Source organism: Streptomyces sp. NPDC107454 (assembly GCF_055582885.1).
Genome location: NZ_JBVJPA010000004.1, coordinates 404731 through 421738 on the forward strand (window position 1 = coordinate 404731; position 17008 = coordinate 421738).

Below are 17008 nucleotides of genomic sequence, written 5' to 3' on the forward strand. Positions count from 1 at the left end.
TCCCGGTCCAGCGGCGGAAGGGTCAGCGGCCCGGTGTTGGGTGGTCAGGATCCCGTCGCGTCCTTCACGTACGGCGACGTTGCTGTTGAGGGTTCCGTTGCGGGCGTGGGTTCGGGGCCGCCTTCGCTGAGGCCGAACCGGTCGTGGAGCTTGCGGAGGGAGCGGGGTGCGTACCAGGCCGAGTGGCCGAGCAGACGCATGGCGGCGGGGACGAGTACCCCGCGTACGGCGAGGGCGTCGATGAGGACGGCCAGCCCGCTGCCCAGGCCGAACATCTGCATGAAGCTGATCTTGGCGGTGCCGAAGGCGAAGAAGCTCACCGCGAGGAGGAAGGCCGCCGCGCTGACGATGCGTCCGGTGTGGCCGAGGCCGTCGGCCACGGCGGTCTCGTTGTCCTGGCCCAGATCGTGGAGTTCCTTGATCCGGCTGGTGACGAACACCTCGTAGTCCATCGAGAGGCCGAAGGCGATGCAGAACATCAACACCGTCATCGACATTTCCATCGGCTGTGCCGTGAAGCCGAGCAGGGAGGAGAGGTTGCCGTCCTGGAAGATCCAGGTCATGACGCCGAGGGTCGCCGCCAGGCTGATCACGTTGAGGACCAGGGCGCGCAGCGGCTGCACGACGCTGCCGGTGAACAGGAAGAGCAGGACGAAGGTGGTGAGGGCGACCAGGGCCACGGCGATCGGGAGCCGGCCGCCGATGGAGTCCTTGGAGTCGACCAGTACGGCGTCGGTTCCGCCGACCAGGGGGTGTGTCCCGGCGGGCGGGATGAGTGCCCTCACCTCTTTGACCAGGTTCTGGGCCGCGTCCGACTTCGGTGTCAGGGAGCTCACCACACTGATGCGCTGCGCGTCGGGCCGACCGAGGGCGGCGTTGCCGGGAGCGGTCGCCGTGGACTGTCCCTCGGCGTAGGTTCCCGTGCTGGTCTCGACGCGTATGACACCCTTGAGCCCGGACAGTTCGACCGCGTACGACTCCAACGGAGCCTTGTTCACGGGCTGGTCGATGACGATGTTAACGGCCGAGTCCTCGCTGCCGTCGAAGTCCGCCCGCAGTGCTGTGGAGACCTGGCGGCTGGCGGCGTCCGTGGGCAGGACACGTTCGTCCGGTGTGCCGAAGGTGATGCCCAGCAGTGGGCTCGCCGCCGCCAGCAGTACGGCGAGTACGGGAAGCGCGGTGAGCGCGGGCCGCCGCATGACGGTGCGGGCCAGCCGTCCCCACATCGGTGCCCGGGCGCCGGAGTGCCCCGGCTTCGCCCATGGCAGCCGCCCGCTGTTGACCCGGTGACCCAGGACGGCCAGCAGGGCCGGCATCACGAACAGGGTGCCGAGGGCGGCGATGGCGACGACACCGACTCCGGCGAAGCCGAACGAGCGCAGGAAGTACTGCGGGAACACCAGGAGCGCCGCGAGTGCCGCCGCCACGGTCGCGGCGGAGAACGCGACGGTGCGGCCGGCCGTGCGCACCGTGCGCCGTACGGCGTCGTCCACGCTCGCCCCTGCCGCGAGCTGCTCCCGGAAGCGGCTGGTCATCAGCAGGGCGTAGTCGATGCCCAGTCCGAGGCCCAGGGCGGTGGTGAGGTTGGTCGCGGTGTCGGCCACGTCGGTGACGCTGCCGAGGACGGAGAGCTGGGCGAACGAACCGATGACGGCGATGACGGCGATGGCCAGCGGCAGCAGGGCCGCGACCACGCTGCCGAAGACGAACAGGAGCAGCACGAGGGTGAGCGGTATGGCGATGGTCTCGGCCAGGACCAGATCGTCGACCACCTGTGTCGACAGGTCGTTGCCCACCGCCGCGCCGCCTCCGGCCTGGACCGTGAGTGCGCCCTTGTGGGTCCCGGTGTAGGCGTCGAGGATCTTCCGGGCGTTTTCCCGCTGCTGAGTCTCGTCGCCTGTCACATGGGCGAGCACCATGGCTTCGCGGCCGTCCCGGGAGCGGAGGTCGGGGCTGCCCGTGTCCCAGTACGAGACGACGTTGGTGAGCTCCTTCTCCTTCCTGAGGTCGGCCACCAGGGTGTGTCCGCTCTGTGTGGCGGCGGGGGTGTCGATGCGGCCGGCGGGGGCTTCGACGAGCAGGACCAGGTTCGTCTCTCCGCCGAACTTCTCGTCGATGACCTTCGCGGCCCGGGTGGACGGGGAGGCGGGGTCGTCGAAGCCGCCTCCGCGCAGCTTTTCGAATGCGCCGGCTCCCAACACGCCCATGAGGGCCACGGCCACGACGGCGATGACGAGGACCAGCCGGGACCGGCGAATCGCCAGTTCGGCCAAGCGTTCAAACACGTGCGTTCTCCTTTGCGTTCTTACGTGGAAGTGGCCTGAAGCAGCCGGATGTACGGCGGCGCCGGCGCGGTGCGCCCCGCCAGGCCCGAATACCCCGCAGTGAGTTACTCACTCTCTGGTTCGTTAGAAGTTGTAACTCACTCGCGAAGGGAGTGTCAATAACCATCGTGATAGCCTCTAACTAGACGGTGAGGGAGGGCAGGTCATGGACGGAGCAGAGGCGACGACGCCACGCGAGCGCTACCGCACCCAGGTGCGTGCGGAGATCAAGGAGCGTGCGTGGGAGCAGATCGCCACGGCGGGGGCGTCCGCGCTCTCCCTCAACGCGATCGCCAGGAGCATGGGCATGAGCGGGCCCGCGCTGTACCGGTACTTCGCCAGCCGCGACGAGCTGATCACCGAGCTGGTCAGGGACGCGTACCGCAGCCTCGCCGACACCCTCCGTGCGGCGCGCACCGCGGGTGCCGACGCGACGGGCCTCGCGCACGCGCTGCGCGGCTGGGCCCTGGCCGACCCCCAGCGGTACTTCCTCGTCTACGGCACCCCGGTACCCGGCTATCACGCGCCCGACGACATCACCGCGATCGCCTCCGAGATGATGGCGTACCTGCTCGACGCGTGCGTCGAACTGTCCGCGGACGGCCCGGTGACCCCGTTCGATGCCCACCTCGCCGAACACCGGGACTGGGCGGGCGGCCACCCCGCCCCGCCCGCCACGCTCCACCGGGCCCTGGCCTTCTGGACCCGCCTGCACGGCGTCCTGTCCCTGGAACTCGCCGGCCACTTCACCGGGATGGGGTTCGACCCCGCGCGGTTCTACGACGCCGAGCTGGCCGACCTGCTGCGCCTGCCGACGGAGTCCTGAAACGCGTCTTGTTCCGCCGCCTGCTCAGCTCTCGTCCGTGTTACGCATCGGCAGCGGCCGCCGCGCAAGCACGCCCCCGTGCTTGGTTCGGGAGTGAGCGCGAGGTCGACCGGCATCCGCACCGGACCGTCAGGCTCACGCCCACGGCCTTCGCGCTGTACCTGTGCCTCTGTAACCGAGCACAGGATCAGACGAAGGCCGCTTCTACGTCGGAAAGTCCCTCCTGTGGAGGCTACGTGCGGGGGAGCGAGGTGTTGGTGATCGGGAGCGACTGGTCCACGCCCGCCACGTAGAGGTCCTTCGGGGCCGTGCGCAGCACGAACGTGTCGTCGTCGCGCGAGACGCGCACGGTCAGCACGAAGAAGCCGTGGTCCTCGGCGGTCGTCTTCACGTGGTACTCGTTCTCCCAGTAGGTCTGCAGGAAGACCTCGGTACCCCTGGGCTCGACCCCCTTGGGGAGGGTGACCTTTCCGAGGATGGTGAGGGTGTCGCCCGCCTTCACCTTCTTCTTGTTGACCTGGTAACTGACGGAGCTGGACTTGGCGTTGGCGGCCACGGTGGTGTCCGCGAAGTAGCCGTCCTGCGGGGTGTTGAGGTCGCCGTCCACGTCGTAGAGAGCGGTGATCCGTATCCCGCGCTGGACGTTGAGCAGGCTGCTGCCGGTCACGTGGTCGATGTCGACGTCGGGGACGGTGAAGTTCCCGCTGGCGTCGCTGACCGGCGTGCCCAGGTCACGGGGTTCGTAGTAGTTGGGGTCGATCGGGTCGCCCCACGGGTTCCAGGTGGTGAACTGGACGACCTCCTGGATGGTGACGGGGATGTTGGGCGCCGGGGTGCCGTCGGCCTTCGTGACGGTGCCGGTGACGTCGACGTGGCGGTTGTCGTAGTTGGTGCTGGTCGGGTTGGTGGTCACGGTCAGCACGTAGGCGTCGCCGGGGGAGGCGTCCGAGGGCTTGGCTGAGGCGGCGGGCGCGGACAGCGCGCCTGCGGTGAGCAGGAGCGCGGCGGTGGCGGCAAGCCGCGTCGGCAGGGACTTCCTGGACACAGGGCAGCTCCAACTTCGGTCGGGACTAAAGGAGTTACGCCGGGCGGCACCGGTTCCGCCGCGGCGCAGGTGTGCGACGCAGCAGGTTCGACCGGCGGGGTGGGGTGGGAGTTGTGCCCTGTCCGGCCGCTGTTACGCGGCTGTGGCAGGAGGTTGATTTGTCCGGGTTGCGTGTTCACCTGGACGTCGGCCGCAGGCCGCCCCGCATTGCCCTCGGCGGATGGGCGAAGGGGATGCGGGGAGGTAGGTCCAGGGCCTGTTCAGAAGGGTGTTTCGCGCCACCCTGTGTCCGACCGGTTGGCGCCGCGTTCGATCTGGCACATCGCGATGGTGACGTTGACCAGTGAGAAGACCAGACCGAACCACAGGACGTTCTGGTCACCGTCACCGTCACCGTCACCGTCGCTGTGGCGGCTGCTGTCCAGTACGTCGTCGACGACGTCGGCGTAGCGGAACCGGACGCAGGGGTCGCGCGGCAGCGGCCGGCGGTCGTAGCGGCGCATCGGTGCCGGTGCCTCGTCGGCCGGGAGTTCGTCGCCGGTCGTGTCGCGGGTCCCGGGGACCTCGGTGGCGGTGCCCGTTCACTTCTCCCGGGCGGGCGGCAGGACGGTCAGCACGCCGGGCCCGACCTCGGCGGTGAGACGTCGGCCGTGGGACACCGGGTGCCCGTCGAGTTCGCGCGACTGCGGTGCGGCGAAGGTGGGTTCGGCCCGCCGGAAGGTGGAGGCGGTGCACGTCGGGGCGGGTGCCATCGATCTGCTGCGTGCCCGCCCTCCACCGCACAGGGAACACGGGAGCCGCCACTCGTGTTGCTGATCAACTGATCAACCCCACCGCCCGCCCCCGTCCGGCGTCGGTGACGGCTCAGCCGACGCTGTCGCGCGGAAGCGCCAGGCTGCGGAGGTCGTTGCAGTCCGCCGACGGAGAGTCGCCCGGAACCGGCCATGTCTGGTGGGACTGAAGAGCGAGGCTCACCAGGGTGAAGAGCAGGCCGATGTCGGCGTCCACCTCGAGGCGTATCGTCACCCACCGCGAATCGGGCACCATCCGGACCGCGGTGGCGCCCCGGAGATAATCCTGGAAACGGTGAATGGCACGCGCTGTGAGGTGCAGGTCGACATCGTGATCCGAATGGAAGTGCACGATCTCGCCCTGCGCCGAACTCAGCGCCCGCCCTGTGCCGCAGCTCGGCCGGGCCTCTGCGAGGTCCGGCCAGCCCGCCAGTTGTGTCATGGCACGCGAGGCCAACGTCATGCGCCCATCATGAAGGGCTCACCGTCCGGCCACCAGGACTTGAGCAAGCTGTAACTGAGCCGTAGCCCGCGCATGTCCGGAAATGGCGGGTGGAAGTCAGGGGCGTTTCTCCCCGAGCGGGCAGCGTTCCCCGAGGTCGAGGGCGAGGTCGTACGGGACGGATGGGTCAGGCGGGGTCGCGTGCCTCGAGCTGGAGGGCGAGGACGAGCCTGATGCCGGGATCGGCGAGATTGATACCGACGCTCTGTTCGACCTCCGTCAGTCGGTAGCGCAGGGTGTTCGCATGGATGTACGACCGCTGCGGGCCGAGCACGCGGATGAAGGACGGGCATACGATTCCCGGCCTGGTCGTCGAGCAGGTCCCGCAGCCAGTCCCGTGCCGTCGCCGCGGCTGCATGGGCGCGAGCCCGTGTTCCCGCCGGGAGCGGGCGACGGCGCGTTCGGAGGGGTCGTGGAGGGAGCGATGGCCGGTGCGGCGACCGAGTGGGCGCCGCGGGGGAGTTCGATGGAGTCGCCGGAGCCGGTGACGGTGGGACCGACGTGCGGCAGAACGGCGAGCTGTTCCCTCTCGGCCCGGTGGGTGCGGTAGTCCTCGGCCCTGCTCCGCATCGGATGCGCCGCAACCCGGTGGGCGATCCGCGCGAACGCCGTCACCTGCCGCCGCTCGGCCCCGACACCAGCGCCCACATCGCCCCAAGGCCGAAGCCCCCGGCGGGCAGCCCCACGGCGAGCCGGTCGGCGGTGCCCTCCGCCACCCCGCGCACCGGCTCGTGCACCACCGCCCCGCACAGCCGAGCGGCCCCGGACTCCAGGATCCGGGGCCGCTCGGCATCGGTGCGCGGACTCACGCCGTCCGCACGCGGGCTCACGCCATCCAGAAGAAGACCGCGGTCATCCGCTTGTCCTCCATCGTGCTGCCCCAGTAGCCGGTGGCGCTGTGCATCAAGTTGGCGTGGTACAGGAGCAGCCGGTTGTAGCGGTGCGGGACCTCGAGGTCCTCGATGAAGGAGTCCGGCGCCACGAACCGGGTACCCAGCGCGTCGACCAGGTTGTTGTGCGGAGCCGCCACCACGTTCCCGCCGAGCCGGCCGCCGGGCAGGCTCTGCCGGTAGAAGCTCGTGCCGCAGCTCTTGGGTACGACCGGGTTGAGATAGAGCACGGCGGCGTACCGGCACAGCGCGCGGGAGTCGGTGTGCGGGCGCGGTTGGCCCTCGTCCTTGCCGACCACCTGGACGCAGTTGTGATTGAGCGTGCCCCCGGAGGGCGTGCTCTGCACCCACAGCTCCTTCGCGCCGGTGGCCTTCTTCACCAGCCGTTCCACGCGGGCCAGTTCGCCCGGTTCGAGCCCCGGCATCGTCCGCAGGCCCGGCCAGCTCTCCGAGGTGTACGGGTAGCCCTTGGCCCACTCGTCCTTGGCGAGACAGCGCTCCCGGACGGCGTCCACGTCGGGCAGCACATCGTCGAAGACCCAGTAGTCCCGGTCACGGGTCGGTTTCCGATAGGGGAGGACAGGGAGGGGCGGAGTCCGTGGGGGGTGTGAGGACATGCGGCCGACCATAGTGGCGGCCTCGGTCACCACTCGCCTGGGAATTGGTCAACAATCTGTCAACTTCGCTTGGCGTCAAGGCTGTCCGAGCGCCCTCTGTGACGCGCGCATGCCCCGTGCGCTTCCCGTGCGCGCCCCGCGCGCCAGCTTGGAAATGAGATCCATTTTCAGGTAGCGTCGGTCGTGTTCACCTACCTTGGAGACCGACATGGCCGTGCCCAAACGCAAGATGTCCCGCAGCAACACCCGCCACCGCCGCGCCCAGTGGAAGGCCGCCACGGCGCGGCTCGTCCCGATCACCGTCGACGGCGCCTCCCACCTCGTACCCCAGCGGCTGGCCAAGGCGTACGAGCGCGGCCTGCTCCACCCGGAGGGTTGAGATGCGCGCGGCCTTCGTCGGAAAGGGCGGCAGCGGCAAGACCACGCTGTCGGCCCTCTTCTCCCGCGAGCTGGCGCACTCCGGCGCGCCCGTCGTCGCCATCGACGGTGACATCAACCAGCACCTGGCCCACGCCCTCGGCCTCGGCGACGACGAGACCTTCGCCGCCCCGCCCCTCAGTGCGCGACTCGGCGAGATCAAGGCCCACCTGCGCGGCAGCAACCCGCGCATCACCTCGCCCGAGGCCATGATCAAGACCACCCCGCCGGGCCGCGGCTCACGCCTGTTGCGTCTCCTCGGCGACGACCCGGTGCACACTTCGCACCTCCAACGGATCGGCGGAGTACCGCTGATGGTCACCGGTGAGTTCGACGAGAGCGATCTCGGCGTGGCCTGCTACCACTCCAAACTCGGCGCGGTGGAGCTGTACCTCAACCATCTCGTCGACGGGCCCGGCGAGTACGTGGTCGTCGACATGACCGCCGGTGCCGACGCCTTCGCCTCCGGACTGTTCACCCGCTTCGACATGACCTTCCTGGTCGCCGAACCCACCCGCAAGGGTGTCTCCGTCTACCGCCAGTACCGCGACCACGCCGAGGAGTTCGGCATCCCGATCGCGGTGATCGGCAACAAGGTCACCGCCGAGGACGACCTGCTCTTCCTCAAGGAACACGTCGGCGACGACCTCCTGACGTACGTCCGGCACTCCTCCTGGGTGCGCGCCCAGGAGCAGGGCCGACCCCGCGGCGGCCTCGAACCGCACAACATCCACGCGCTGCGCCACATGCGGACGGCCCTGGACGCCCGTACCAAGGACTGGACGGCCTTCCAGGAACACGCCGTCGCCTTCCACCTCCGCAACGCCGCCGCCTGGGCCGACCGGGCCACCGGCACCGACCTCTCCGCACAGATCGACCCCGACTTCCGGCACGGCCCCACCGCCCTCGAACCGTCCGCCGACTGATCCCCCGCGCACGGCCGGAGTACGACCGGCGCACCACCGAACCACCTAGCGACAGGACTGCCACTCTCATGTCACTCGACGTCTCCCCGAAGCTGCTCGCCGAAGCCGAACGCGGTCCGGTCCGCGAAGCGGACTTCGTGGACACCGTCCGTACGTCCCTGCCGTACGCGTACGACCTCATCGCCGACCTGGCTCATCAACTCCGCGACGGTACGGCCGAGTTCGCCGACAACCACACTCCGCCGCCCTCCGAGAGGGAACGCGGCCAGCTGCTGAGGGCGCTCGCCAGCGACGCGATCCGCGGCAGCCTGGAGCGGCACTTCGGCGTCACCCTCGCCTTCATGAACTGCCACCGCGTCGCCGTCTTCCGCCCCGAGGGCCGGGGCGGCGCGACCCACTCCCGGTTCACCTCGCAGCGTGCGCAGATCCTCAACCAGTCACCCGAGTTCCGCGACTGCTGAACCCCGCGGCCACGCGTCCGTCCGTCACGTCGTGGGCTGGGTGGTCAGCGACTGCTCGGCCCAGATGACCTTGCCCTCGGGGGTGTAACGGGTGCCCCAGCGCCGGGTGAACTGGGAGATCAGGAACAGCCCGCGGCCACCCTCGTCGGTGGTCTTCGGATGCCGCAGATGCGGTGCGGTCGCGGCGCCGTCGGAGACCTCGCAGATCAGCGCCCGCTCGGTGATCAGGCGCAGCCGGATCGGCCCCGAGGCGTACCGGATCGCGTTGGTGACGAGCTCGCTCACGACCAGCTCGGTGGTGAAGACCAGCTCGTCCAGCCCCCACGCACTCAGCTGCTGCGTCGCCACCTTCCTGGCCTCGGCGACCATGGCCGGATTGGTGGACAGGTCCCAGGTCGCGACCTGCTCGGCGCCGAGCCGACGGGTGCGCGCCATCAGCAGCGCCACGTCGTCGTACGGCCGCGACGGCACGAGATCGTCCACGATCGTGCGGCACATGCCGTCCAACGGCTGACGGTGCGAGGCCAATGCGCCCCGCAGCCGCTCCCGGCCCGCGTCCGGATCCCGTCCCGTGCGGGGCGTGGCGATCAGCCCGTCGGTGTGCAGGGCGAGCACACTGCCTTCGTCGAGGGTGAACTCCACCGATTCGAAGGGCAGTCCGGCGACACCCAGCGCGGGACCGCGGGGAAGGTCCGCGAACGTGACGGTGCCGTCGGGAGCGATGACCGCGGGTGCGGGATGCCCCGCGCCCGCCATCGCGCATCGCCCGCTCACCGGGTCGTACACGACGTACAGACAGCTGGCTCCGACGGCCTGCATCCCGCTGGTGAGGGTGTCCGCGCCGCTGCCCTCCTCCCGGGCGGCCCGGCTGACCAGGTCGTCCAGGTGCGCGAGCACCTCCTCGGGCGACAGGTCCAGATCGGCGAGGGTCTGTACGGCGGCCCGCAGCCGCCCCATGGCGGCGGCGCCGTCGATGCCGTGACCGGTCACCTCGCCCACGACCAGTGCCACCCGCGCCCCGGACAGCGGAATGACGTCGAACCAGTCCCCGGCGAGGCCCGTCAGCTCGTCCGCGGGCCGGTAGCAGGCCGAGACCTCCACCGCGTTCTGCTCGGGGAAGCGGTGCGGGAGCAGATTGCGCTGGAGGACGAGCGCCGCGTCGCGCTCACGGGTGTAACGACGGGCGTTGTCCAGACACAGCGCCGCCCTGCCGACGAACTCCTCCGCCAGGCTCAGATCGTCCTCGTCGAAGGGGTCCTCGCAGTCGCGCCGGAAGAATGTGGTGATCCCCAGTGTGACGCCACGGGCCCGGACGGGCACGATCATCGCGCTGTGCAGCCCGAGGTCGAGGAAGGAGGCGGCCGGCCCCTCGCGGGCGCTCGTGCTCCACTTCCTGGCCTGCGGATCGAGCCGCGCCTCACGCCAGGACCGGCCCTCGGCCAGAGCGCGGACCGGGGGAGAGGTCGTCTGGTAGGTCGCGGCCTCACCCACCTCGACAGCGGTTTCCGGGATACCGGCCCGGACCGACTGCTGTCCGGCACGCCGCAGTGACACCACGTCCGTGTCGCTCAGCGGGCCGGGCACCGGCTCGGCTCCCCTGAGCACGGACTCCAGCAGGTCCACGGTGACGAAGTCGGCCAGCCCCGGTACGGCGACGTCGGCCAACTCCTGTGCGGTGCTCTGGACGTCCAGACTGCGGCCGATGTGCTCGCCGGCCCGGTCGAGCAGCGCCAGCCGCCGTCGCGCACGGTAGCGATCGGTGACGTCGACGACGGTGTAGTAGACCCCGATCGGGTGGCCGTGGTCGTCCTCCAGCCGGATGAACGACAGGGAGTGCGCGGACTCTCGATGCGGCGCGGACTGTATGCGGCCCACGTGCTCGTACCCGACGACCGGTCGGCCGCTCTCCAGCACCCGGCGCATCTGCGCCTCGAGCGTCTCGGCGTCCAGGCCCGGCTGGATGTCGGCGAGCCTGCGTCCCAGCCGCCGGTGCGGCGCTCCCCCGCCGAACTGCTCCAGCGCGGCGTTCGACCACACATAGCGCAGGTCCGTGTCCACGATGGCGATGCCCACCGGCGAGCGGGCGTTCATCCGCTCCAGCACCGACCGGCTCATGTCCCAGCCGGGGCCACCGGCCAGATCGGCGAGCAGCACCACCCAGCGTGTCGGTCCGCCGCTCTCGCGTATCGGGACGGCCCGGACCATCAACCGGACCGCGTGCCCGTCCCGGTGCAGCGCGGACAGCAGTCCCGCCCAGCCGCCGCCGTCGCTGCATCGCGCCGCAAGGTCCGGGATCCGGGCCGCGTCCTCCGGAAGCAGCAGGTCGGCGGCGCGGCGGCCCAGGACCTCGGAGGGCGCGTACCCCAGCAGGCGCTCGGCGTCCGCGGTCCAGCTGGTCACCGTCATCCGGGCGTCGAGCAGCAGTGGCGCGGCGTCCGCCATGTCGAAGCGCCGGCGGGCGGCCGACACGTCTCGTTCCTCGCTCGCAGCCACGGCGACCCTCTCCGCTCCCCGAAGGTGGTCCTACCCGTTATTTGCCCATTCTTCACGTTGTACGACCACGTGGGCTCGGGGGCCTGGGGCGCCGTTGAACCCTTGGGCCGCCGGCCACGTATCACTCCACGGGGATGGCGTGAAACCGCGCGCACGGAAGGAGAGCAGTGTGCCGACACCGCCCGAACCAGGGCAGCCCGGGGGGCGACGGGCGATCGAACCCACCTATGTTCAGCGGCGCCGCCGGACGGAGGCACTCGCGCAACTTCTGAAGGAGGTGCGGGAGGAACAGCACGGGCCCGACTCGGACGAGAACTACGAGGTCATCGCCGTACCGGCCACGACGGTCGCCGTGACGCCGCCGGTGGCCGAGGACGCGACCGAGGAACTGCCACCCGTCCTCGTGGGCGAGGACTACACCCGGGGCGGGAGACCGGTGGGGGCTCGCGGGCCCTCCTCCGCTCCCGGAGTCCACCGCGAGCGCGGGCGCGCGGGCGGGCGGACGGCCGGCTGGGGCACGGGACACCGCCGCGCGGCGGTCGTCATCGGGGTCACGGGTGCGGCCCTCGTCGGCTTCGCCCTCGCGCTGCTGCTGCCCGGCGGTGAGCAGGAGGCCGGAGCGCAGGCCGGGCGAGCCCCGACCGGCGCGCCCACGACGGCCGCCGCTCAGGCCCCGTCCGCGAGCGCCGACCCGGACGGGGCGGGCACCCTGCGCGAGGGGGACAGCGGCCCCGCGGTCAAGGACCTGCAGCAGCGGCTGCTGCGGATCCCGAACGTCTACGACCACGGCTCCACGAACGGCACCTACGACGCCACGCTCACGGCCGCGGTCGCGCGCTTCCAGCTCTGGTACGGGATCCGGGGCGACGAGACGGGTGTCTACGGCAACGACACCCGCGCCGACCTCGAATCCCGTACGACGCTGTGACCCCGTACGGCTCTGCGGCTCCATGGCCGTATGGCCGGCGAACGGGTGCCGAGCGCGCCAGGACCGTCAGGTGGCCGCGGACGACCGGGTGAACTCCCTTATGGCCCGGGCGAGTTCCGTCGGCCGGTCCAACGGGACGAGCGTGTAGCTGTCGTCGATCTCGACCAGACGTCCCCGCGGGAGCAGCGCGGCGAGGCGTCGGCCATGCTCGGGCGGCATCACGCGGTCGCCGCGCGCCCAGACGACAAGGGCGGGGCGGTCGAAGTGCGGCAGTCGTTCGGCCGCGACGAGCAGCAGACCGGTGTCCGCCGCCGCCGCGCGCAAGGTGCGTACGGTGTCGCGGCGGATCTCCGGCCGTTCGAGGACCGGCCTGATCCACCGAGCGGTGGCGGCGTCTCCCCGGAGTGTCAGCCACCCGAAGGCGACCGGCGTGCGGCGCAGCGGCCGTAGCCGCATCTGTTGCATGAACATCCCGAACAGCCGAGGTGGGAGCCTGCCACTGAGGACGAGCGTCCGGCCCGTCAGCCCGGGCGGGAAGTTGTCGAAGGCGTCGCACGACACGAGCACCACCCCCGCCACCCGTGCCGCACCGTCGCCCATCATGAGCTGGACGAGCGCACCGCCGGTGTCACTGCCGACCAGGACGACGTCCCGCAGATCGAGGCGGTCGAGGAACTCCGCGACCAGCCGGGCCACCCCGGGCAGCGACAGGTCGGCGTCGGCCCGCATTCCGTGCCGATGCGCCCCGAGCGGCAGGGTCGGCGCCACGCACCGGTGGTCGGCGGCGAGCTCGGTGATCGTCTCGTCCCACAGCGAGGCGTCCATCATCAGCCCGTGCAGCAGCACCAGCACCGGACCGTCGCCACCCGTGTCCCGGTACGCGACCGTCCCCGCCGACAGCTCGACCTCCCCCGTCGTCATCCGCGCTCCACGGAGGCGACGGAGGCCACCGGGGAATCGAGCACATGCAGGCGCAGGAACGACAACTCGGCGTCGACCGCCCGTTCGTGGGCGTCCAGGAACGGCGCGTAGTGCCCGCCGGGCAACCACACCAGCTCCGCGCGGGGCGCCTGCCGCGTCGCGCGCACGGCCGCCGTGGGCGAGGCGGACTGGTCCTCCTCGCATACGACGACGAGCAGCGGACACCGTACGCGGGAGGCGTCACGGCCGGGACGGTAGAACCCGAGGCCGAGCGCCGAGCGGGCCGCGACCTCCTGCCGCCAGTGCGGATACCGGTCGCCGGGATTGAGCGCGCGCGGGGCGTCGGCCGTGTCCGGCGTGGTGAGAACGGCGACCGTGCCGGGCTCGCCGCTGAGTGGCACCAGCAGGGGCGGACGGCCGAGGAGGCCGCCGGCCGTGTCGAGGACGCCCCTGCCGAGCAGGCGCAGCAGGGCGAGTGGCTTCTGGTGGCGCGCCGCGAGGCGTGCGGCGGCCGGTCCCCCGACGTTCGGTGTCTGGGCGATCACCGCGGCGAGGTGCGGGGTGCGCGCCGCGAGCCGGAGGAGGTGACCGGCGGATGCGGAGAATCCCCAGACCGCCAGCCTGTTCCGGTCGACTCCCGGCAGGGTCGCTGCGAACGCGACGGCGGCTCGCCAGTCCGCCAACTGCCCGCTGACCGAGGCGACTTGGCGCGGTCGACCACCGCTCTCACCGAATCCGCGATAGTCGAAGGCCAGCACGCCGAACCCGGCGTCGTGGAACCGCCGCGCGAACAGGTCGGTGGCCGGTTCCTTCGTCACGGCGAACCCGCCCGCCATGATCACACAGGAGCCGTCGCTCCCCGGATAGTGCCAGGCAGCGCACTCGCTGCCACCACTGCTGAAACGGACCTTCTGCCGCTCCCCGGACACCGGATCGGTCATGTCGTTCATGAGAGCCTCCTGTCATAAGTCCTGTCATAACCGGCCTCCCGCGCGCGTCTGCCGCGTCTTCGCCGAGCCTCCGCATCCAAGAGGGGTCATGAGGACCCCGGTGTGACATCGCCGCGACACCTCGTCACACTCCCCGCCGGGGACACACCTGTACGGGCCGCAGGAGTACCGCGGTGGAAAACCGAACGCGCACAGGGGTGAGCGTCCAGGCTTGGAGGCGAGCGAAACCCGGCGCCACGGTATGGGGAGCCATGCGAACATCGGCGGGTGACCGACGATGAGGAGCTGTTCGCCGCCGACCTGATCGGCAAGCGGCTGCTGCGGGTGACCACGGCTTGGCACCACTACGCCGATGGCGAGCCGTCGCTGCTGCATCTGTGGCTCCATCTCGAAGGGCTCGGCCCGGTCCGCTTCCACACACCCGGCACTGGCCTGTCGCTGACGATCGACCAGCCGCACGAGCCGTACTCGATGGAGCAGTACGGCAGCGTCGTGGTCGTCGAGGATCCTCTTGGCCTGTCGGTGACCCGGTTCATCGGCGAGCCGGTCCGCTCGGTCCGAGAGATCAGCCATCGGGACGCGCGCGTCGGCTTCGGGGCCGGACTCACGCTCCAGTTCCCCGGCGGGAGCATCCGCCTACTCGCCCTCGACGACGAGCTCGTCCTCGCCCATGACCAGCACCTGGGCCCGGTCGAGAGCCACTTGCACGAGGACGTGATCCTCGCCCGGGTGGTGCAGACCTGCGGTGGCTTCCCGTCGCAGTGGGACGCGTGGACGACCGGCGGTCAGTACCTGTATCTGCGGTACCGGCACGGGGAGGGGACCGTCGAGCAGCATCCGAGTGAGGACACCGACACGTGGGACGGTGAGGAGTCCAGGCTCTGGACGATGTGGGACGACGGGACCGACGGTGGCCACATCGAACTCACCGATTTCCTCGCCCTGGCCGGCCTACGGCTGGCCTCCACCGCCGAGATCTCTCGCGGCTGATGACGCGGTCCTGAGTGTCAGCCGCCATCAGCCTCTCTGGCGGTGGATGACCGCCCGCCCCCGTTGCGGTCGCGGACGCCACTCACCCCCTGACCGGCGGACGACCTGCCGACGTGGCCGGACCTGACGGGAACACCGCAGGCCGCCCTTGCGCCTCCGGATGGCCTGACACCAATCGACTCCAAGGGGTCCTCTGGTAGATGGAAGCGGTCTGTGCGCCTCGAGTATCGGCCGACTACCCGATGATGGGCCACCCAATGACCTGGTCGAGCTGAAGGTCGCGGAGAACAGCGTTGTCCAGCCTGACGTCGGTGGCGTCGGTGAGCCCATGAGGCGAGGTACCGGTGAGGACCCGGCCGAAACGGGCACCGGTCAGGTCCGCTGCCCGGAGGTCGGCGCCGGTCAGGTCGCAGCCCGCCAGCGTGACGCCCCTCATGGAAGCCCCGCTCAGATTGGCTCCGCGGAGATCGCACAGCTTGAAGTGGCAGCCGTCGAGGGTGGCTTGGCGGAGGTCGGTCCCCCGAAATGTGCACCGTGTGAACCACAACGGCTGCAAGCGCACCGACGCGAGATCCGCGCTGTCGAAGGACTCCCGCTGGAGAGTCGCATGTTGACGGCGGGCGGCGAGGTTGTCCTTCAACGTCTCCGGTCGGCCCATGTCGGACATCGTGCCGGCTCTGGGAGCGGGCTGTCGCCGCCGGGCTGCCGGCACCGGTGCCCTGTCCGGTGTCGCATGGGCTCACATGGGTCGGCGGTCCCACGGCAACGAGCACGCTCCCAAACTGGGTGTCCCGTCTCGAGTGATCTGGTTCGGAGTCAGCGCTCGGACCTGCGAGGACCAGATCACTGCCTGGCTATCCGCCCGCGAAACGTGCCGCCAGGTCCATGGCCTCCCGGGTGAGTCTGATGTGCAGGCCGGCGTCGTCCTGCGTCGCGACCTGGGCAAAGCTGCCCTCGTGCCACCAGAACACCGAAGGGCTCAGCGCGCCCGGCGACTGCTCGAAGCCCACGGCGGCGAACCTGGCCATGGCGTGCAGCGAGGGGGCCACGCTCCTGTCGCGGACGACGTGGAAGGCGAGTTGGTGCCGGTGCGGCAGCGTGACCAGGATTCCGTCCGGCGCGGGTGCGTCCTTGGTGTAGCGGCGTACGACCTCGTCGAGGACCAGGGCGAGGCTCGCGATGAAGTACGAGCCTCCCGTCAGCACGTCGAAGTGGGAGCCGTCCTTGTCCCTGACCACCTTGTGCCTGTCAACGCGGACGGCCCGTAGGTTCTGGAACGCGCGGTCCCGAAGGGCCGTGATTTCACCCAGATCGGAGAGGGAGTCCGCGGTCAGCATGTCGACCGTTTCCGGGAGGTCGAGCGCCAGCACCTCCAGCAGCCCCGGGACCGATCGGGGACCGTACCCGAAGGCCTTCAGGAGCGCGGGATCGCTGGGAATGAAGCGGGGGTAGAGCTGGGCCAGGAGCCGTTCGTGCGGCAGGGCCCTGAGCGCCTGTGGCCCATCCATCGAGCGGATGACCCGGTCGACATGTTCGTCTACCAGCGTTCGCCAGCACCGAGGGCCGCGGCTGTCGTGGTGGCACACGGCCGCGAGATTGGAGAGGCCGAAGCGCCAGCCCGAGTCAGTGGTCACGCGTCCCGGTTCGACCGTTACCTCGATGCCGCGCTCCGCGAAGGCCTCGCGGACGAAGGTACGCAACCGGGCTGCCTCCGCCTCGGACAGGAACGCGAACTCCCCGTCGCGCGGGAGGTCCACCCCGTCACGACGCTCTCCACGCCGAAATATACCCACCAGGCCCCCACTCACTCGAAGATGCGGATCATAGCCGCGACCGGCCCAGGCACCTTCTTCAGGTGTTCACGCCCGGTGAGGGGCGGACGCCGACGGCCCCTCAACACCCCCGGTGACCTGCTCCGACGCCAGGA

Annotated in this window: 19 protein-coding genes; 6 read left to right on the top strand and 13 right to left on the bottom strand. The window is 70.5% G+C overall.

All coding sequences use genetic code 11. The annotated features are described in order from the left end of the window. Positions 1–44: 44 nt before the first annotated feature. Complete coding sequence (locus ACZ69M_RS12000; RefSeq protein ID WP_470049014.1) at positions 45–2285, bottom strand: MMPL family transporter; 2241 nt, start codon at positions 2283–2285, stop codon at positions 45–47. 205 nt (positions 2286–2490) lie between these two features. On the opposite strand from ACZ69M_RS12000, the gene ACZ69M_RS12005 reads away from it, so the two are divergent. Next, entirely contained in the window at positions 2491–3150 is a 660-nt protein-coding gene (locus ACZ69M_RS12005; protein WP_470049016.1) for a TetR/AcrR family transcriptional regulator, read from the top strand. Between the two features lie 232 nt (positions 3151–3382). On the opposite strand, the gene ACZ69M_RS12010 is transcribed toward ACZ69M_RS12005, so the two are convergent. From ACZ69M_RS12010 to ACZ69M_RS12040, 7 genes are all read right to left on the bottom strand, one after another. Next, a complete protein-coding gene (locus tag ACZ69M_RS12010) occupies positions 3383–4195 on the bottom strand; it encodes an acyl carrier protein (RefSeq protein WP_470049018.1) in 813 nt (270 codons plus the stop codon). 260 nt (positions 4196–4455) lie between these two features. After that, positions 4456–4698 (bottom strand): hypothetical protein, encoded by a 243-nt coding sequence (locus ACZ69M_RS12015; RefSeq protein WP_470049020.1) that lies wholly within the window; start codon positions 4696–4698, stop codon positions 4456–4458. A gap of 78 nt (positions 4699–4776) precedes the next feature. After that, positions 4777–4947 carry a hypothetical protein gene (locus tag ACZ69M_RS12020; RefSeq protein ID WP_470049022.1) on the bottom strand — a complete coding sequence of 57 codons (171 nt, stop codon included), beginning with the start codon at positions 4945–4947 and terminating at the stop codon, positions 4777–4779. Between the two features lie 112 nt (positions 4948–5059). Further along, the gene (locus ACZ69M_RS12025) at positions 5060–5449 is read right to left on the bottom strand and encodes a luciferase domain-containing protein (protein ID WP_470049024.1); all 390 of its coding nucleotides are present in this window, start codon (positions 5447–5449) and stop codon (positions 5060–5062) included. Positions 5450–5615: 166 nt separating this feature from the next. After that, positions 5616–5762, bottom strand: coding sequence for a helix-turn-helix domain-containing protein (locus ACZ69M_RS12030; protein ID WP_470049026.1), 147 nt, complete (start codon positions 5760–5762; stop codon positions 5616–5618). Between the two features lie 337 nt (positions 5763–6099). Next, the gene (locus ACZ69M_RS12035; protein WP_470049028.1) at positions 6100–6318 is read right to left on the bottom strand and encodes a hypothetical protein; all 219 of its coding nucleotides are present in this window, start codon (positions 6316–6318) and stop codon (positions 6100–6102) included. Further along, positions 6315–6995 (bottom strand): DUF6445 family protein, encoded by a 681-nt coding sequence (locus ACZ69M_RS12040; protein WP_470049030.1) that lies wholly within the window; start codon positions 6993–6995, stop codon positions 6315–6317. Before ACZ69M_RS12040 ends, ACZ69M_RS12035 begins: the two co-directional genes overlap by 4 nt. A 208-nt stretch (positions 6996–7203) precedes the next feature. On the opposite strand from ACZ69M_RS12040, the gene rpmF reads away from it, so the two are divergent. The 3 genes from rpmF (at position 7204) to ACZ69M_RS12055 (ending at position 8799) form a co-directional block, all read left to right on the top strand. Beyond that, the gene (gene rpmF / locus ACZ69M_RS12045) at positions 7204–7374 is read left to right on the top strand and encodes a 50S ribosomal protein L32 (RefSeq protein ID WP_351704261.1); all 171 of its coding nucleotides are present in this window, start codon (positions 7204–7206) and stop codon (positions 7372–7374) included. A gap of 1 nt (position 7375) precedes the next feature. Continuing rightward, a complete protein-coding gene (locus ACZ69M_RS12050; protein WP_470049031.1) occupies positions 7376–8338 on the top strand; it encodes an ATP-binding protein in 963 nt (320 codons plus the stop codon). A 68-nt stretch (positions 8339–8406) separates the two neighbouring features. After that, complete coding sequence (locus ACZ69M_RS12055; protein ID WP_470049033.1) at positions 8407–8799, top strand: SCO5389 family protein; 393 nt, start codon at positions 8407–8409, stop codon at positions 8797–8799. 24 nt (positions 8800–8823) lie between these two features. Here ACZ69M_RS12055 and ACZ69M_RS12060 read toward each other — a convergent pair whose 3' ends face one another. Further along, positions 8824–11241 (bottom strand): SpoIIE family protein phosphatase, encoded by a 2418-nt coding sequence (locus tag ACZ69M_RS12060; protein WP_470049353.1) that lies wholly within the window; start codon positions 11239–11241, stop codon positions 8824–8826. Between the two features lie 220 nt (positions 11242–11461). On the opposite strand from ACZ69M_RS12060, the gene ACZ69M_RS12065 reads away from it, so the two are divergent. Beyond that, positions 11462–12220 (top strand): peptidoglycan-binding domain-containing protein, encoded by a 759-nt coding sequence (locus tag ACZ69M_RS12065; protein WP_470049035.1) that lies wholly within the window; start codon positions 11462–11464, stop codon positions 12218–12220. A 66-nt stretch (positions 12221–12286) separates the two neighbouring features. Here ACZ69M_RS12065 and ACZ69M_RS12070 read toward each other — a convergent pair whose 3' ends face one another. Together ACZ69M_RS12070 and ACZ69M_RS12075 are read right to left on the bottom strand one after the other, a co-directional pair. Next, positions 12287–13141, bottom strand: coding sequence for an alpha/beta fold hydrolase (locus tag ACZ69M_RS12070; protein ID WP_470049037.1), 855 nt, complete (start codon positions 13139–13141; stop codon positions 12287–12289). Beyond that, positions 13138–14091 carry an alpha/beta hydrolase gene (locus ACZ69M_RS12075; protein ID WP_470049039.1) on the bottom strand — a complete coding sequence of 318 codons (954 nt, stop codon included), beginning with the start codon at positions 14089–14091 and terminating at the stop codon, positions 13138–13140. The genes ACZ69M_RS12070 and ACZ69M_RS12075 overlap by 4 nt, the downstream gene beginning before the upstream one ends. A 267-nt stretch (positions 14092–14358) precedes the next feature. On the opposite strand from ACZ69M_RS12075, the gene ACZ69M_RS12080 reads away from it, so the two are divergent. Continuing rightward, positions 14359–15081 carry a hypothetical protein gene (locus ACZ69M_RS12080; protein WP_470049041.1) on the top strand — a complete coding sequence of 241 codons (723 nt, stop codon included), beginning with the start codon at positions 14359–14361 and terminating at the stop codon, positions 15079–15081. Positions 15082–15316: 235 nt separating this feature from the next. Here the strand turns inward: ACZ69M_RS12080 and ACZ69M_RS12085 are convergent, their stop codons facing one another. Together ACZ69M_RS12085 and ACZ69M_RS12090 are read right to left on the bottom strand one after the other, a co-directional pair. Continuing rightward, positions 15317–15739, bottom strand: coding sequence for a pentapeptide repeat-containing protein (locus ACZ69M_RS12085; protein ID WP_470049043.1), 423 nt, complete (start codon positions 15737–15739; stop codon positions 15317–15319). 196 nt (positions 15740–15935) lie between these two features. Next, positions 15936–16838 (bottom strand): hypothetical protein, encoded by a 903-nt coding sequence (locus ACZ69M_RS12090; protein WP_470049044.1) that lies wholly within the window; start codon positions 16836–16838, stop codon positions 15936–15938. Between the last annotated feature and the right edge of the window lie 170 nt (positions 16839–17008).

What these genes read in the sequence shown, in the direction of transcription:
- ACZ69M_RS12075 (WP_470049039.1), bottom strand. Translation starts at nt 14,091, where the DNA reads ATGAACGACATGACCGATCCGGTGTCCGGGGAGCGGCAGAAGGTCCGT.
- rpmF (WP_351704261.1), top strand. Translation starts at nt 7,204, where the DNA reads ATGGCCGTGCCCAAACGCAAGATGTCCCGCAGCAACACCCGCCACCGC.
- ACZ69M_RS12015 (WP_470049020.1), bottom strand. Translation starts at nt 4,698, where the DNA reads ATGCGCCGCTACGACCGCCGGCCGCTGCCGCGCGACCCCTGCGTCCGG.
- ACZ69M_RS12040 (WP_470049030.1), bottom strand. Translation starts at nt 6,995, where the DNA reads ATGTCCTCACACCCCCCACGGACTCCGCCCCTCCCTGTCCTCCCCTAT.
- ACZ69M_RS12050 (WP_470049031.1), top strand. Translation starts at nt 7,376, where the DNA reads ATGCGCGCGGCCTTCGTCGGAAAGGGCGGCAGCGGCAAGACCACGCTG.
- ACZ69M_RS12005 (WP_470049016.1), top strand. Translation starts at nt 2,491, where the DNA reads ATGGACGGAGCAGAGGCGACGACGCCACGCGAGCGCTACCGCACCCAG.
- ACZ69M_RS12025 (WP_470049024.1), bottom strand. Translation starts at nt 5,449, where the DNA reads ATGACGTTGGCCTCGCGTGCCATGACACAACTGGCGGGCTGGCCGGAC.
- ACZ69M_RS12055 (WP_470049033.1), top strand. Translation starts at nt 8,407, where the DNA reads ATGTCACTCGACGTCTCCCCGAAGCTGCTCGCCGAAGCCGAACGCGGT.
- ACZ69M_RS12060 (WP_470049353.1), bottom strand. Translation starts at nt 11,241, where the DNA reads ATGGCGGACGCCGCGCCACTGCTGCTCGACGCCCGGATGACGGTGACC.
- ACZ69M_RS12070 (WP_470049037.1), bottom strand. Translation starts at nt 13,141, where the DNA reads ATGACGACGGGGGAGGTCGAGCTGTCGGCGGGGACGGTCGCGTACCGG.
- ACZ69M_RS12085 (WP_470049043.1), bottom strand. Translation starts at nt 15,739, where the DNA reads ATGGGCCGACCGGAGACGTTGAAGGACAACCTCGCCGCCCGCCGTCAA.
- ACZ69M_RS12020 (WP_470049022.1), bottom strand. Translation starts at nt 4,947, where the DNA reads ATGGCACCCGCCCCGACGTGCACCGCCTCCACCTTCCGGCGGGCCGAA.